The sequence below is a fragment of the Neisseria sp. P0020.S003 genome, from assembly GCF_051957095.1.
In the GTDB taxonomy this organism is placed as follows: Bacteria; Pseudomonadota; Gammaproteobacteria; order Burkholderiales; family Neisseriaceae; genus Neisseria; species Neisseria subflava.
Genome location: NZ_JBQCWU010000106.1, coordinates 1 through 249, shown reverse-complemented (window position 1 = coordinate 249; position 249 = coordinate 1). Strand labels below are relative to the sequence as shown.

The window sequence follows — 249 nt, the reverse complement described above, 5'->3', positions numbered from 1 at the left end:
CATCTTTAGCTTCGCCTGCTTTCGCTAATGCATCTGCTGCATCTGTTGCCGCTTTACCGGCTTTAGTATCAGCTGCTACCGCTTTAGCATCTGCTGCTTCCGCTTTCGCTACCGCACCATCAGCTTTAGTATCAGCTGCTACTGCTTTAGCATCTGCTGCTTCCGCTTTCGCTACCGCACCATCAGCTTTGGTATCTGCTGCTACTGCTTTAGCATCTGCCGCTACAGCTTTATCGTCTGCTGCTTTCG

General features: G+C 51.0%; 1 protein-coding gene. It reads right to left on the bottom strand.

Annotated elements, in window-relative coordinates:
* Positions 1-249 (bottom strand): hypothetical protein (locus ACTHTQ_RS11550; RefSeq protein WP_440363995.1); only part of this gene is annotated, 249 nt, incomplete at both ends.